This window comes from Rhizobium sp. N324 (assembly GCF_001664485.1).
Classification (GTDB): domain Bacteria; phylum Pseudomonadota; class Alphaproteobacteria; order Rhizobiales; family Rhizobiaceae; genus Rhizobium.
Genome location: NZ_CP013630.1, coordinates 2932788 through 2946752, shown reverse-complemented (window position 1 = coordinate 2946752; position 13965 = coordinate 2932788). Strand labels below are relative to the sequence as shown.

Below are 13965 nucleotides of genomic sequence, written 5' to 3'. Positions count from 1 at the left end.
CGTTGGCGGGGGATGCTTCGAGGCTTCGCCCTAAGGGCTACCCACCTCAGCATGGGGACGGATGGCGGATGCCGGCCCATCAATAAAAAAGCGGCCCCCGAAGGAGCCGCCTCTGATGTCCTCAAGCCGCCAGCGAGGCGATATCGATGACGAAGCGGTAGCGGACGTCGCTCTTGACGACTCGCTCGTAGGCTTCGTTGATGTTCTGGATGTCGATCTTCTCGATCTCCGAGACGATGTTGTGCTTGCCGCAGAAGTCGAGCATTTCCTGGGTCTCCTTGATCGAGCCGATCATCGAGCCAGCAAGGCTCTTGCGCCCGCCGATAACGGAGAAGGCGTGGACCGGAACCGGGTGCTCGGGAACGCCGACCAGAACCATTGTGCCGTCAGACTTCAACAGGTTGAGATAGGCGTTCCAATCGATTGCCGTGCCGACCGTGTTGATGATCAGGTCGAAGGTGCCGGCGAGTTTGGTGAAGGTCTCGGCGTCGCTCGTTGCATAATAGTCCTTTGCGCCGAGCTTGAGGCCGTCTTCCTTCTTCGACAGCGATTGGGAAAGCACGGTGATGTCGGCCCCCATGGCAGCACCGATCTTCACGCCCATATGGCCGAGACCGCCCATGCCGACGATCGCGATCTTCTTGCCGGGACCGGCTTTCCAATGCGCGAGCGGCGAATAGAGCGTGATACCGGCGCAAAGCAGCGGAGCGCCGGAATCGAGCGGAATATTGTCGGGGAAGCGCAGCACATAGCCTTCCTTGACGACGATCGAGTCGGAATAGCCGCCGAAGGTCGGGGTCGTGCCATCGGCTTCGTAGCCGTTATAGGTCGGGACGAGGCCGGGCAGGTAGTGTTCGTAATCCAGATCACGCGCGGCGCAGCCGACGCAGGAATCGACGAAGCAGCCGACGCCGACGCGGTCGCCGACCTTGAATTTCGTGACCTTGGAGCCGACGGCGGAAACGACGCCGGCAACCTCGTGGCCCGGCACCATCGGGAATATGGAGTTGCCCCATTCATTGCGGGCCTGGTGAATGTCGGAATGGCAGACGCCGCAATATTGAACCGCGATGACGACGTCGTCATCGTTGGGCTCGCGACGTTCGAAGGTAAAGGGGGTCAGCGGTTGCGACGCGTCGGTTGCGGCATAGCCTTTTGCGATAGCCATCTGAAGCTTCCTTTGGGGTTGGGAGGGGTTGAGCGGGATGGCGGACTATTGCCCGGATGTTGGCAAGGGCGTTAGAGCGATCCTCTCAGCTTCTTGCACGATCCTGCAAAAGTCAGACGCCGGCCTGTTTGCGAAATGGCAAAGACACTCTAGATAAGGGCGGTATCGCCCGCGCCAGACAGCTGACAGTCAGACAGCTGACAGAGAGAGTTGCCGCATGACTTTGCCCTTCAGCCCCTATCAGGAGATCGTCGATATCGCGATGCGCTTTGCGCCTCGCGACGGTGAGTTTTCCACTGCCATCGGCAATCTTCACGTCAGCCGCCGCTCCAGGCCCAGCGATCCCTTACACAGCAGCTACCGGCCCTGTTTTGCCTTCGTGCTGCAGGGAGCCAAGAGCCTGCAGCTCGGCACGGAACAGATCAGCTACGGGACGGGGGATTATCTGCTCACCTCGCTTGACCTGCCGGTCGCCTGGCGGGTCACGGAGGCAAGCCCCGAGGTTCCGCATCTCTGCCTGGGGCTGGCGATCGATTCCGAAAAGCTATTGGAGCTGCTCAGCCGCATCGATATTCCCCGCCCGGCCGCTCATACCGACGGGCAGCGCGGCATGGTGGTGAACGTCGCGCCGCCGGAGCTGATGGATGCCGCCGTCCGCCTGCTGCGCTTGCTCGATCGTCCAGGCGACATTCCCGCCATGGCGCCGCTGATCGAGCAGGAAATTCTCTACCGGGTGTTGACCGGCCCGCATGGCGCCCGTCTGATCAACATCGCCACGTCAGACAGCCACAGTAACAGGATCGCCCGCGCCGTCGCCTGGCTGAAGGAAAATTTCGCCCGGCCGCTGCGCATCGAAGATCTTGCCGACCGTGTCAACATGAGCGTCTCATCCTTCCATCACCACTTCAAATCGGTCACCGCGATGACGCCGGTGCAGTATCAGAAACAGCTCCGCCTGCATGAAGCGCGCCGGCTGATGTTCGTCGAGCGTCTCGATGCCGGCACGGCGGGCCACCGGGTCGGCTATCAAAGCCCGTCGCAGTTCAGCCGCGAATACAGCCGCCTCTACGGCGCTTCACCGGCTCGCGACGTCGACGGCGGGCGCGAGATCATCGCCGCGGAATAGCGCTCAAGGACATTCGGCGCTGCCATCCGGTCATTAAAGGATGTTTGACGTTTCCTGGCTAGGCTGGTGCCATCAATCGAGCAGGCACCGCCGTCCGCATGACGCAAGCACCGTTTCTTTCCATTGTCGCGCCTTGTCACAACGAGGAAGAGGGCCTGCGCGAATTCTGCCGCCGCGCTGGCGCGGCCGCGCAGAGCGTTGCCGGCGACGCCTTCGAACTCATCCTCGTCGACGACGGCTCGTCCGACGGCACCTGGGAGATCATTTCGGAACTGGCCGCAAAAGTGCCGCAGGTCCTCGGCGTGCGTCTGTTGCGCAATCACGGCCACCAGCTGGCGTCAACGGCCGGTCTTTCCGCCTCGCGCGGCGAGCGTGTTCTTTTGATCGACGCCGATCTTCAGGATCCGCCCGAGCTGCTTTTGATGATGATGCCGATCATGGAGCGCGGCGCCGACGTCGTCTACGGCCAGCGCACGCGGCGCGAAGGCGAAACCTGGTTCAAGCTCGCCACCGCTTCGCTTTTCTATCGTGCGCTCTCCAGGCTCGCTTCCGTGACGATCCCGCGCGATACCGGCGATTTCCGGCTGATGCACCGGCGCGTCGTCGATATCCTGCTGGCGATGCCGGAGCGCGATCGGTTCATCCGCGGCATGGTCAGCTGGATCGGCGGCAGGCAGGTCGCTTTGCCCTATGAGCGTGACGCCCGCTTTGCCGGCACGACGAAATATCCGCTGCGCAAGATGATCAATTTCGCGCTCGATGCGATCACCAGCTTTTCGACGACGCCACTGCGCATCGCCACATGGCTTGGCATGATCAGCGCCGGCGTCGCGATGGCGCTGCTCGTCTATACTTTCGTGCGCTGGCTGCAAGATGAAACGGTCACCGGCTGGTCGTCGATCATGGCCGCCGTCAGCGCCTTCAGCGCCATCCAGCTGATCTGCATCGGCATCATCGGCGAATATCTCGGCCGCCTCGTGCAGGAGAGCAAGAGGCGGCCGATGTTCATGATCGAGACCATCCTGCGCGGAGGCGAACATGCCGAGCTGCCGACGGCTTTTTCGGAAATGAGCGCCGGCGACAAGCGCGCCGCGCTGGATGCGGCCTTCGTAGCCGGTGAGCCGCCTGCGCAGCAGAAGAGCAGCTTGCAAAAGAACAGTCGGATCGGCTGATGGACCGGATTGCGGAGTCTCGTCTTGCCACGGCCGAGCCTGGGGGATTGATCACCCGACAGGATTCTACCGTTGCGATCCTCGTTTTCGTCGGGTTTGTTGCGATCCTTGTCGTGCTCTTTCCCTTCCCGCCGGTGCTCGACTATGCCAATCATTATGCCCGCATCTGGCTCCTTTCCGGCGGGATCAGCGAGCAGCCGTTTCCGGAGATCTACGCGATCGATTGGAGCCGCACCTTCACCAACGTCGGCATCGATCTTCTCGCCATCTGGCTGGGACCTATTGTCGGCGCCGATAGGCTGGCACGGACGTTCCTTTTCCTGGCGATCGTGCTGCCGTCGCTTGGCGCGATCAGCCTGCACCGGGCGCTTTTCGGCGGCCGCCACTATTGGCAGATCGCCATGCTGTCGCTTGGCTGGTGCGCCACCATGATCGGCGGCTTCATCAATTTCCAGATTGGCCTCGGCATGGCCTTGGTCTTCGGCTGCGTCGACCTGCGGCTGCAGCGCGGAAATCTCGCTCTGCTTTTTGCCTGGCGGCTTGCCGCCGCGCTGATGCTGACGGTGATGCATATCTTCTCGCTCGGCTTCTATATGGCGATCGTTTGCGGCCTGGAATTTTCCTGGCGTTTCGACATCTTGCGATCGAGGGTAGGGCTGCTGAGGCTCGCCGGCCGTTTGACGCTGGCGCTGGGCGCCTGTGTCCTGCCGCCGTTCGCACTCTATCTCCGTGCGCCAGCTTTACCCAATGCCGGTGGCAACGGCCTTGCCCTTGCCTGGAACGACGGCGTCCTCCTGATTGTCATGAATTTGCTCTCCGCCATCACCTCGTATATCCCGGTGGTAGACGTGGTGCTGGTTCTGCCGCTGATCCTCATCTGCACGCGTGCCGTACGCGCGGGCGATATCCGCATCCATGCCGGTCTTGCCGTGGCCGCCGGCGGCCTGCTGCTGCTCTCCTGTGTTTCACCTCGCCACATGCTCGGCACCGGATGGATCAGTTGGCGCTTTCCGATCATGACGGCACTCGTCGCCATGGCGATGGTGTGTCCTTTCGCCAATCTGCCACGCCGACAGGCGCTGTTGCTGGCGCTCGTCGTTAATCTCGCGGTTTTCGGCCGGACCGGCTGGATCGGCTGGAATTGGTGGCTGGGACAAAAGGACGTCGCCGCCGTCGAGACCGTACTCAAAAAGGTGCCGGTCGGCGCGGCCGTTCTGCCTCTGGAGCATGATCCCAAGACGGTGAGCGGCCTTGCGCACTCCAGCCGGTATTTTTTCCTGAGAGAGGAGACCTTCTGGCACCTGCCGACGCTTGCCACGCCCTTCGCGCATGCGTTCGTGCCGACGCTCTTCACCGCGAAAGGCAAGCAGCCGCTATCGGTTCTGGCGCCATGGTCTGAGATCGCGGTCCCCGAAGGCAATCTGTTGTCGATCGGCGTGCTTTTGTGCCCGGCAATGATGCAGGTCTATGAAAACTTCACGCCCTATCTGTCGGACTGGCGGGGACGTTTCGATTTCATCCTCGTCGTCAACGCGGATGCTCCCGACCGCTATGTCGGGGCCTTGATGCCGGCCGGTCTGACGCTAGTCGAGGATGCCGGTTTCGCCAAGCTCTACGCGATCGACAAAGCGGTGCCGGCGGAGCCCACTTCGGTGCCTGCCGGTTGCGCGGCCGCTCTATGAATCGCCAGCTGCCTGGAGATTTAGCGCAAGCTGTCGGGCTTGCCGGGCCGTCTCTTCATCGCAGATCAGCACGTTGCCCAGGCCCGACAGCAGCACGGCGGCGATAGCCTGCGCCTTGTTCAGGCCGCCCGAGGCGAAGACGACGTTCGGAATGGCGCGCAGGGCTTCGAGTTCGGGAGCGATCGCGCATCTGTTGATCGCGTGTTCGATCGGCCGCCCTGTCTTGTCGACGAACTGGCCGAGAACATCGCCGCAGGCGCCGGCTGTGACCAGTTCCTCGATATCGATGCTGCTCGGCAGACCGTAGCGCATCAGCAGCGAGCGTTCGGTCATGTCGCCAATGCTGAGCACGATGACGTCATTGGCCTCGATCTGCCGAAAGGCCGTTTCAAAAACGTCCTGCTTGATGATCGCGGTGCGCGACTCCGGGCTGCCGGCATAGATCGGCGCTGCGAGATAGGCGCATTCCGCGTTGAGCTGGCGGGCGAGATCGCTCGCAATGTCGAACGTATTGATCTCGATGCCGTGCGTCAGCCCGCCCATGACCGAATTGACGCAGAGATCAGGGCGCCGGAGTGACGGCATGTGACGCACCATCTCGCGCAACGTCGCGCCCCAACCGACGCCGACGCCGCGAATGTTGCCGCCGTTCAGCAATTGCACGAGATAATCGGCGGCGGCCTGGCCGAGCAGGACGGGAATGAGTTCCGCATCTTCCGGCGTCGGCACGATGATCGCCCGATTGAGGTTGAATTCCGCCGCCAACTGCTGTTCCAGGGCGACGCAGGATGTCAGCCGGGAATTGAGGGTGATCGTCACCAGGCCGGATCGGCGCGCCTCGGCGATGATCTTGTTGACGCGAAGCCGGTTGGTCGAAAGCGCTTCTGCAATCTCACCCTGGGTGCGTCCCTCCATGTAATAAAGCCAGACCACACGCACCTGCAATTGCTCGTCGGGGAGCGCGGTGGGCTGGAAAGAAGCACCTCTGTTCTGTGACATGCAATAATCTGCGCCTCCAATTCGATGGCCATGGATCTCAAATCCCTGACGCTTGTCAATCGCAAGCGCCAGCCGTCATCTGCTTCACTCCCCTCAATCGGTTCGCCGCCCTGTCGTCCTGTTGAAGGGATGCAAACCGTCCCTTCGTACATGGCACGAAGTGCGGTCGCCTTCCTGCATATGTCGATCGGTAGGGACGCTCGCGACGATGCGCTTATCGCTGCCGTCGATGCGCAGATGCACGTTGTTCTCGTCACCGACGGTCTCGATCAACTCGACATGAGCGTCGAACCGGAGATCATGCGCCGATCCATCTCCGAGATTGATCGCACCCGGCCTGATGCCGATGAGATCCGTGTCTCGGGGAAGCGCGAGGTCACAGGGGCCGAGCTCATCGAGATCGATCAGATTCATTGGCGGCGAACCGATGAAGCCGGCAACGAAGACGGTATCGGGGCGGCGATAGACCTCGATCGGCGTCCCGATCTGCTCGATCCGGCCGCCGTTCATGACGACCAGCCTGTCGGCGAGCGTCATGGCCTCGAGCTGGTCGTGGGTGACATAGAGGCTCGTGGTCTTGAGCTGCCGCTGCAGCCTGCGGATTTCGACGCGCATCTGCACGCGCAGCTTCGCATCGAGATTGGACAAGGGCTCGTCGAACAGAAAGGCGGCGGGATCGCGGACAATCGCACGGCCCATGGCGACGCGCTGGCGCTGGCCGCCAGAGAGCTGGCGGGGCCGGCGCTCGAGGAACTCGCCGATCTCCAGAATGCCGGCGGCGTTGGCGATCCGCCGGTCGATCTCGCCGCGCGGCACGCGGCGGTTCTTCAAGCCGTATTCGAGGTTCTCCCGAACGGTCATGTGCGGATACAGCGCGTAATTCTGGAAGACCATGGCGATGTTGCGGTCGGCCGGATCGACATGGCCGACGTCGTTTCCGGCGATTCTGAGGTGCCCGGAACTGATGGCTTCGAGGCCGGCGATCATCCGCAGCAAGGTCGATTTTCCACATCCCGAAGGCCCCACAAGCACGATCATTTCGCCGTCGGCGACGCTGAGATTGATCCCTTTTACCGCCGGAACCGCTCCGTAATTTTTCTTCAGATCGATCAGTTCGATCGCTGCCATGGCATCCTCCTCGGGCATCGTCATACATTTGTAACATGCTATTGACATTTGTAACAAGTGGCCCAACCTTGTTTTATCGCCACTCTGGGAGGGGTTGACCGGGGCTAAACGCGCCGGTCGGCGAACAACGGCTATGGAGAGGAAAACGAAATGACGGCAAAGTCTTCGATGGGCGCCCGTTTGCGGCGGACGATCCGCTCGTTCGCGGCGGGTGCAGCACTGGTGACGCTCGGATTGGCAGCAGCGGGTGACGCCAGCGCAGCCGATCGCGTCAAGGTCGAATGGTGGAACGCGGCCGGCGGGCGCCTCGCCGAGATCACCAACAAGCTGATTGCCGACTTCAACGCCTCGCAGGACAAATACGAGGTCGTCGGCATCGGCAAAGGCAATTACGAGGAAACCATGGCGGCGATGGTGGCCGCCTACCGTGTCCACCAGCAGCCGGTGCTGATCCAGGCGGCTGAGCGGGGCTTCCTGACTATGTACAATTCCGGCGCCGTCATTCCGGTGCCGGAGCTTATGGAAAAGGAAGGCTACAAGATCGACTGGAACGATTTCCTTGCCCCGGTGGCCGGCTTCTATCTCGTCGACGGCAAGCCGGCGGCGATGCCCTTCAACAGCTCGACGCCGATCTTCTGGTACAATGCCGATCAGTTCAAGGCAGCCGGTTTCGACAAGCCGGGCGAGACCTGGCAGGAGCTCGACAAGCAGCTCAGCGCCATCAAGGAGAAGGGCGTTTCGAAGTGCCAGATGGCGCTGGCGAACGACTTCTACTGGAGCCTGATCGAAAACTACGCGGCAATCCAGGATCAGCCTTACGGCACCAAGGCGAACGGTTTCGGCGGCCTCGATACCGAGTTCATCTTCAACAAGAGCCCGCTGGTCGTCGGTCAGGTGACGCGCCTGAAGACGTGGCTCGACGCCGGCATCCTGCAGATCGCCGGCCAGGGCCTCTCGCCCGACCAGTTGTTCACGTCTGGCACCTGCTCGACCTATGTGGCCTCCACCGCGGCGCATGCTGCCGTCGAGAGCGGCGCAAAATTCAATTGGAGCGCAACGTTCCTGCCGCATGAGGAGGGCATTGAGCCCAAGAACAGCACCATCGGCGGCGGCGCGCTCTGGGTGTTGAAAGGCAAGTCGGAGGAGGAATATGCCGGTGCTGCCGCCTTTCTCAACTTCATCGCCTCACCGAAGACGCAGGTCTGGTGGAGCAAGCAGACCGGCTATGTGCCGGTGACCAACGCCGCCTATGAGCAGGCCAAGTCCGAAGGCTATTTCAAGGATCACCCGACCCGCGAAATCGCCATTCTCCAGCTCACGCGTGGCACGCCGACCGACAATTCGCGCGGCTTCCGCTTCGGCAACCATAACCAGTCGATGGCGCTTTTGGTGGAAGAGATCCAGGGTGTCTGGACCGGCCAGAAGACACCGCAGCAGGCGCTGGACGCGGCGGCGGCTCGCGGAAACCAGATCCTTCGCCAGTATGAGCAGCTACATGCGGCAAAGTAGGACCTTCGGAAAGATGGAGGGCGCCGCCAGGCGCCTTCGCATCCCGGATCTTCCGTGGACAGGCCGGAGGAGCACGCAGCCCTCGGAGGCCGGGTTGAAGTCGGCTCATTTCAACAAGCCTTGGCTCGCCTTTGGCCTGGTCGCACCGCAGCTGCTGATCCTCCTGTTCTTCTTTTTCATCCCGTCCTACAAGGCGCTGTCGCTGGCCTTCGTTCAGGTCGATCCTTTCGGCGGCACGCAGATTTTCGTCGGGTTGGAGAATTTCTACAATCTGTTCGCCAGTCCGGAATATCGCGGCAGCGCGCTGTTCACGCTGTGGTTCGCCGTCGCGCAGAATGCAGCAACGCTTCTGCTTGCCGGCCTGTTTGCCTTCGCGACCGATTTCGTGATCAGGGGCAGGGGGATCTATAAGAGCATCATCCTGCTGCCTTATGCGATCGCACCGGTCATTTCAGGGGTGATCTGGGCCTTCCTGTTCAATCCTGCGGTTGGGCCGACTGCGCAATTCCTGCATGGGCTCGGTCTCGAATGGGATCCGAACCGGCGTCCGCTCGATGCGCAGCTGCTGGTCACCATCGCCTCGGTCTGGAAGAATGTCTGCTACGACTACATATTTCTTGTCGCCGCATTGCTGGCTGTGCCTGTATCTCTCCTCGAGGCCGCAAAGCTCGACGGCGCAAGGCCCGTTCGGCGCTTCTTCACCATCTCGCTGCCACTGATCTCGCCGACGATCTTCTTCCTCGTGGTGATGAACTTCGTCTACGGACTGTTCGAGACCTTCGGCATCATCGACGCGGTCACCCGCGGCGGTCCGGCGGGGGCGACGAACAGCCTGGTCTACAACGTCTATCAGGATGGTTTCGTGCAGCTCGACCTCGGCTCGTCGGCCGCCCAGTCGGTGCTTTTGATGTTGATCGCCATCCTCTTCACCATCGTTCAATTCCGTGCGCTCGAGCGCAAGGTCAATTACCAGGTGTAGTCATGCCCGAACGCCATCTCGGTCTATCGATCTTCTGCCACGCGGTGCTGCTCATCGGCGCGGTCTTCGTCTGCCTGCCGCTCTACTTCGCCTTCGTCGCCGGCTCGCTCACCTTGCAGGAGGTACAGCAGGCGCCGTTCCCGGTCGTGCCGGGCTCGCATTTCTTCGAAAACCTGGCCGCCGCCTGGCAGCAGGGCGAGTTCTCCCGACTGTTCCTGAATTCGATCATCGTCACCGCCGGCATCGTCGTCGGCAAGCTGGCGATCTCGCTGATCGCCGCTTTCGGCGTCACCTATTTCCGCTTCCCATTTCGCATGACGGCGTTCTGGCTGATCTTCGTGTCGCTGATGCTTCCGGTCGAGGTCCGCATCATCCCGACCTATGAAGCGGTCGCCGATGCCGCCGGGCCGCTTCGCTGGCTGGCCGGGACGATCGGCCTTTCCGGTATCGTCGAGCGGCTGACGGGATACAGCATCGAAGCGTCGTTGAAGTGGAACATGGTCAACAGCTATAGCGGCCTGATCCTGCCGCTGATCGCCTCGGCCTCGGCAACCTTCCTGTTCCGGCAGTTCTTCCTCACCGTTCCCGACGAGCTTTGCGAGGCGGCCAAGCTCGATGGCGCCGGTCCGCTGAAATTCTTCAAGGATATCCTGCTGCCGCTGTCGAGCGCCAATATCGCGGCACTGTCGATCATCCTGTTTCTCTACGGCTGGAACCAGTATTTGTGGCCGCTGCTCTTCACCACCGACAAGGACATGGGAACGGCGGTCCTCGGGCTGAAGCAGCTCGTTCCGGTCTCGGACTCCGCGCCTGCCTGGAACATTGCGATGAGCGCTGCGCTGCTCGTCATGCTGCCGCCTGCGGCCGTCATTCTCTTCATGCAACGCTGGTTCACCAAGGGGCTGGTGGACTCCGGAAAGTAACACGAAGATCTCAAGGATATTCAGACGATGGTGCATATCATCGGCCACCGCGGTGGCCGCAATCTCTGGCCTGAAAACAGTCTTTCGGGCTTCCGCAACCTTGCGCAAATGCCGGTCGATGGCGTGGAATTCGACATCCATCTGACGAAGTCCGGCGAAATCCTCGTCATTCATGACCCGACGCTCGAACGCACGACGGATGCACATGGGCCGGTCGCCGATCTCGCCCCCGGAAAACATCGTGAAATCCGCCTCAGGAACAGCGACGCGGAGGCGATCCCGACCCTGGAAGAGGTCCTTGCCGTCTTCAAGGACACGCCGCTTGAGCTGCATATCGAACTGAAGAACCATGCCGATGGGACGCCTTACGAGGGGCTGGCGGCCAAGGCATTTGCCGCCGTCGAGCGGATTGGTCTTGTGGAGCGCTCGATCCTGACGAGCTTTCATCCCGACGTGCTTGCCGATATTCGCAACGCCGCTCCGGGAGTTCGCACCTTGTCGTCCTTCGACGCCAAGTCGGCCGAGCGCCTCGGCCTTGCGAGCGGCCTCAACCTGATGAAGCAATATTCGGACATCATCGCCGTGGAAAAATCGCTGCTGCAGGCGAAGTGGGACGAGATCACCCGGCTCGTGCCGGTCGACCGGCTCGGGGCCTGGGTTCCGAACGAAACGCGCGATCTCGAATATTGGCTCGCCAAACCGATCCGGCAGATCACCACGGACCGGCCGGATCTCGCCCTGCAGGCACGGAGGTGAGGCATGCTCGATAGCCGCATCGATCATCCCAACATGCCAGGCGCCATGGACAGCATCGACCTCGTGATATTCGATTGCGACGGTGTGCTGATCGACAGCGAGCCGATCGCCAGCCGTACGCTTGCGGAAACGCTGCAAGGCGCCGGCATTGCCATCAGCGCGGCAGAAGCCCATGTCAAATTCACCGGCAACTCGGAAAGCATCATCGCCGAAATGTGCCGGCGCGAATTCGGGATCGCCGACGTCACCGCGCTGTTCGAGAGGTGGCATCTTCATCTATTCGACGAATTCGCCCGTTCGCTGACGCCGATTGCCGGCATTGCCGAGGTCGTCAACGGCCTCGACCGTCCGAAATGCGTCGCCTCGAACAGCACAATGCGGCGGCTGCGCAACAGCCTGGGCAAGCTCGATCTCTGGCGCGCCTTCGGCGAGGATGTGTTCAGCGCCGAAGCCGTCTCGCGGCCGAAGCCGGCGCCCGATTTGCTGCTGCATTGCGCCGAGCGCTTCCGGGCCCGTCCGGGCAAATGCGTCATGATCGACGACAGCGTCCACGGCGTGGCGTCGGCAATTGCCGCGGGCATGACGGCCATCGGATTCGTCGATCCGGCCGATCCGAGGCCCGGCCGCCGCGCGGTGCTCGATGCCGCCGGAGCCGCCGCCGTTGCGACAGGGGCGGGGGAACTTACCGCCATTCTGGAAAATGTCGGAGGAAGGCTGTGACGGCATCTGCCCAGCATGTTGGCCTCCTTGCCATGGCGCCGCGACTGCGTAATGTCAGCCTCCCTGAAGGCGATCAATCCAGACACAGAGTTTGAAATCCGGCTGAAACTGCCCGTCAACCCGATCGCAGGCGATCTGAAGCGAGAGACCATGAGCGATACATTCCACCCCCCGGAAGCGGATGCCAAATATGTCATCGGCGTCGATGTCGGCACTGGCAGCGCCCGGGCCGGCCTGTTCGATATGGCCGGCAGCATGCTTGCCTCCGCCAAGCGGAATATCAGCCTGTTTCATGAAGCCGGTTCCATCGTCGAGCAATCGAGCAGCGAAATCTGGCGCGCCGTGTGCGCGGCCGTGCGGGAGGCGGTAGCTGCCGCCGGCGTCGATCCGGCCTCCGTGGTCGGGCTCGGTTTCGACGCCACCTGCTCGCTCGTCGTTCTCGGCGAAGGCGGCAAGCCGCTGCCCGTCGGGCCTTCGGAAGATCCGGACCGGGACATCATCGTGTGGATGGACCACCGCGCCGTCCCGCAGGCGGAGCGTATCAACGCCTTCGGGCATGACGTGCTGCGCTATGTCGGCGGCCGCATCTCGCCCGAGATGGAAACGCCCAAGCTTCTCTGGCTCAGGGAAAACCGCCCCCAGGTGTTCGATGCGGCCTGGCAGTTCTTCGACCTTGCGGATTTCCTGACCTGGCGGGCAACTGGCGACCTCTCGCGCTCGACCTGCACCGTCACCTGCAAGTGGACCTATCTCGCCCATGAAAAGCGCTGGGACAGCAGCTATTTCCATCAGATCGGGCTCGGAGTGCTGGCAGACGAAGGTTTTGCCCGCATCGGCACGGCGATCGTCGAGCCCGGTTCGGCGCTCGGCGAGGGACTGACCGCTGCAGCGGCTGAGGAACTCGGCCTGGTGCCGGGCACGGCCGTCGCGGCCGGGCTGATCGATGCCCATGCCGGCGGCGTCGGTACCGTCGGCGCCGATCCGCAGGCCAATCTTGCCTATGTCTTCGGGACCTCCTCCTGCACGATGACCTCGACGGCAGAACCGTCTTTCGTTTCAGGCGTCTGGGGACCTTATTATTCGGCGATGGTGCCGGGCCTCTGGCTGAACGAAGGCGGCCAGAGCGCCGCCGGCGCGGCGATCGACCATCTTCTCTCCTTCCATCCGGCGGCCGGCGAGGCGAGAGAGCTTGCGAAGGACGCAGGCGTTGCGCTGCCGGTCCTGCTTGCCGACATGGCCGCCGGCAAGGCGGGCCATGCTTCCGATGCCGTCAGGCTGGCGGTCGGCCTGCATGTCGTTCCCGAGTTCCTCGGAAACCGCGCGCCCTTTGCCGATCCACATGCCCGGGCTGTTATTGCCGGTCTCGGCATGGAGCGGGATGTCGACAGCCTGGTCTGCCTTTATATCGCTGGGCTTTGCGGCATCGGCTACGGCCTCCGGCAGATCATCGAAACGCAGGCCGGGGCGGGCGTCACCGTCGAGAATATCGTCATCAGCGGCGGCGCCGGCCAGCACGATTTCGTGCGCCAGGTGCTCGCCGATGCGAGCGGCAAGCCGGTGGTCGCCACGAAGGCCGAAGAGCCGGTGCTGCTCGGGGCGGCCATCCTCGGCGCCGTCGCCGGCCGCCAATTTGCCGATGTGCGCGCGGCGATGAGCGAACTCACCAGGGTGGAAACACGCTTTCAGCCGTCTGAGGGTGAGATTTCGAATCTCCACGGCAAACGCTACGAAGTCTTCAAGGAGCTTCAGGCGCTCGCGCGCAAGCTTCGCAGCGATGCCTGACATCGCTGCACGACAAACGCT

Annotated in this window: 12 protein-coding genes; 9 read left to right on the top strand and 3 right to left on the bottom strand. The window is 62.4% G+C overall.

Features of this window, described 5'->3' with window-relative positions; all coding sequences use genetic code 11:
• Nucleotides 1–121: 121 nt before the first annotated feature.
• Entirely contained in the window at nt 122–1168 is a 1047-nt protein-coding gene (locus AMK05_RS14250) for an NAD(P)-dependent alcohol dehydrogenase (protein WP_064835280.1), read from the bottom strand.
• A 217-nt stretch (nt 1169–1385) separates the two neighbouring features.
• Between AMK05_RS14250 and AMK05_RS14245 the strand changes: the two genes are divergently transcribed.
• The 3 genes from AMK05_RS14245 to AMK05_RS14235 all read left to right on the top strand — a co-directional run bounded on the left by AMK05_RS14245 (nt 1386) and on the right by AMK05_RS14235 (nt 5148).
• Complete coding sequence (locus tag AMK05_RS14245; RefSeq protein ID WP_064839411.1) at nt 1386–2294, top strand: AraC family transcriptional regulator; 909 nt, start codon at nt 1386–1388, stop codon at nt 2292–2294.
• Nucleotides 2295–2392: 98 nt separating this feature from the next.
• A complete protein-coding gene (locus tag AMK05_RS14240) occupies nt 2393–3466 on the top strand; it encodes a glycosyltransferase family 2 protein (RefSeq protein ID WP_064839409.1) in 1074 nt (357 codons plus the stop codon).
• Nucleotides 3466–5148: a hypothetical protein gene (locus AMK05_RS14235; protein ID WP_064839407.1), complete on the top strand. Its 1683-nt coding sequence runs from the start codon at nt 3466–3468 to the stop codon at nt 5146–5148. The genes AMK05_RS14240 and AMK05_RS14235 overlap by 1 nt, the downstream gene beginning before the upstream one ends.
• On the opposite strand, the gene AMK05_RS14230 is transcribed toward AMK05_RS14235, so the two are convergent.
• Together AMK05_RS14230 and AMK05_RS14225 are read right to left on the bottom strand one after the other, a co-directional pair.
• The gene (locus AMK05_RS14230; RefSeq protein ID WP_064839405.1) at nt 5143–6147 is read right to left on the bottom strand and encodes a sugar-binding transcriptional regulator; all 1005 of its coding nucleotides are present in this window, start codon (nt 6145–6147) and stop codon (nt 5143–5145) included. The two genes, AMK05_RS14235 and AMK05_RS14230, sit on opposite strands and share 6 nt — an antisense overlap.
• Nucleotides 6148–6240: 93 nt before the next feature.
• Nucleotides 6241–7275: a sn-glycerol-3-phosphate import ATP-binding protein UgpC gene (locus tag AMK05_RS14225; RefSeq protein WP_064839404.1), complete on the bottom strand. Its 1035-nt coding sequence runs from the start codon at nt 7273–7275 to the stop codon at nt 6241–6243.
• 150 nt (nt 7276–7425) lie between these two features.
• Here AMK05_RS14225 and AMK05_RS14220 point away from each other — a divergent pair, with 150 nt between their 5' ends.
• From AMK05_RS14220 to AMK05_RS14195, 6 genes are all read left to right on the top strand, one after another.
• On the top strand, nt 7426–8784 hold the full coding sequence (locus tag AMK05_RS14220) for an extracellular solute-binding protein (protein WP_064839402.1): 1359 nt from the start codon (nt 7426–7428) through the stop codon (nt 8782–8784).
• Between the two features lie 13 nt (nt 8785–8797).
• Entirely contained in the window at nt 8798–9763 is a 966-nt protein-coding gene (locus AMK05_RS14215; RefSeq protein ID WP_171899830.1) for an ABC transporter permease subunit, read from the top strand.
• A 2-nt stretch (nt 9764–9765) separates the two neighbouring features.
• Nucleotides 9766–10686, top strand: coding sequence for an ABC transporter permease subunit (locus AMK05_RS14210; protein WP_064839398.1), 921 nt, complete (start codon nt 9766–9768; stop codon nt 10684–10686).
• A 27-nt stretch (nt 10687–10713) separates the two neighbouring features.
• Nucleotides 10714–11442, top strand: a complete 729-nt coding sequence (locus AMK05_RS14205) for a glycerophosphodiester phosphodiesterase family protein (protein WP_064839396.1) — start codon at nt 10714–10716, stop codon at nt 11440–11442.
• 3 nt (nt 11443–11445) lie between these two features.
• Nucleotides 11446–12162 (top strand): HAD family hydrolase, encoded by a 717-nt coding sequence (locus AMK05_RS14200; protein WP_064839393.1) that lies wholly within the window; start codon nt 11446–11448, stop codon nt 12160–12162.
• 150 nt (nt 12163–12312) lie between these two features.
• A complete protein-coding gene (locus tag AMK05_RS14195) occupies nt 12313–13944 on the top strand; it encodes an FGGY-family carbohydrate kinase (protein WP_064841382.1) in 1632 nt (543 codons plus the stop codon).
• The last annotated feature ends 21 nt before the right edge of the window (nt 13945–13965 follow it).

Bases quoted from the DNA above. Each gene is read 5' to 3' on its own strand.
- AMK05_RS14230 (WP_064839405.1), bottom strand. From the start codon at position 6,147: ATGTCACAGAACAGAGGTGCTTCTTTCCAGCCCACCGCGCTCCCCGAC.
- AMK05_RS14225 (WP_064839404.1), bottom strand. From the start codon at position 7,275: ATGGCAGCGATCGAACTGATCGATCTGAAGAAAAATTACGGAGCGGTT.
- AMK05_RS14240 (WP_064839409.1), top strand. From the start codon at position 2,393: ATGACGCAAGCACCGTTTCTTTCCATTGTCGCGCCTTGTCACAACGAG.
- AMK05_RS14210 (WP_064839398.1), top strand. From the start codon at position 9,766: ATGCCCGAACGCCATCTCGGTCTATCGATCTTCTGCCACGCGGTGCTG.
- AMK05_RS14245 (WP_064839411.1), top strand. From the start codon at position 1,386: ATGACTTTGCCCTTCAGCCCCTATCAGGAGATCGTCGATATCGCGATG.
- AMK05_RS14195 (WP_064841382.1), top strand. From the start codon at position 12,313: ATGAGCGATACATTCCACCCCCCGGAAGCGGATGCCAAATATGTCATC.
- AMK05_RS14220 (WP_064839402.1), top strand. From the start codon at position 7,426: ATGACGGCAAAGTCTTCGATGGGCGCCCGTTTGCGGCGGACGATCCGC.
- AMK05_RS14250 (WP_064835280.1), bottom strand. From the start codon at position 1,168: ATGGCTATCGCAAAAGGCTATGCCGCAACCGACGCGTCGCAACCGCTG.
- AMK05_RS14235 (WP_064839407.1), top strand. From the start codon at position 3,466: ATGGACCGGATTGCGGAGTCTCGTCTTGCCACGGCCGAGCCTGGGGGA.
- AMK05_RS14215 (WP_171899830.1), top strand. From the start codon at position 8,798: ATGGAGGGCGCCGCCAGGCGCCTTCGCATCCCGGATCTTCCGTGGACA.
- AMK05_RS14200 (WP_064839393.1), top strand. From the start codon at position 11,446: ATGCTCGATAGCCGCATCGATCATCCCAACATGCCAGGCGCCATGGAC.
- AMK05_RS14205 (WP_064839396.1), top strand. From the start codon at position 10,714: ATGGTGCATATCATCGGCCACCGCGGTGGCCGCAATCTCTGGCCTGAA.